The sequence below is a fragment of the Ligilactobacillus sp. UO.C109 genome, assembly GCF_026847815.1.
Taxonomy (GTDB): Bacteria; Bacillota; Bacilli; order Lactobacillales; family Lactobacillaceae; genus Ligilactobacillus; species Ligilactobacillus salivarius.
The window spans coordinates 1-635 of the sequence record NZ_JAPSFH010000061.1; the positions used below are offsets into that span (position 1 = coordinate 1).

Annotated in this window: 1 protein-coding gene; it reads left to right on the forward strand. The window is 43.6% G+C overall.

The genetic code is table 11. The features are described from left to right. The coding region (locus tag OZJ21_RS09745) for a hypothetical protein (protein WP_268857756.1) at positions 1–635 on the forward strand (635 nt) is incomplete at both ends.

Genomic DNA, 635 nt, shown 5'->3' on the forward strand with positions numbered 1-635 from the left:
GAACTTGTACTCAAGGATTCACTCAAGCTGCTTGATGTGCTCAAGCTTTCGCTCAAGGATGAGCTTGTACTCAAGGATTCACTCAACGAACTTGATGTGCTTAGGCTTTCGCTTAAGGAGGAGCTTGTGCTCAAGGATTCACTCAACGAACTTGATGTGCTTAAGCTTTCACTTAAGGAGGAGCTTGTACTCAAGGATTCACTCAACGAACTTGATGTACTTAAGCTTTCGCTTAAGGAGGAACTTGTACTCAAGGATTCGCTCAAGGAACTTGATGTGCTTAAGCTTTCGCTTAAGGATGAGCTTGTACTCAAGGATTCACTGCTTGTACTCAAGGATTCACTCAACGAACTTGATGTGCTTAGGCTTTCGCTTAAGGATGAGCTACTCAACGAACTTGATGTACTTAAGCTTTCACTTAAGGAGGAACTTGTACTCAAGGATTCACTCAAGCTGCTTGATGTACTCAAGCTTTCACTCAAGGAGGAGCTTGTGCTCAAGGATTCGCTCAAGGAACTTGATGTGCTCAAGCTTTCGCTTAAGGATGAGCTTGTACTCAAGGATTCACTCAAGCTGCTTGATGTGCTTAAGCTTTCGCTTAAGGATGAGCTTGTACTCAAGGATTCGCTCAAGGA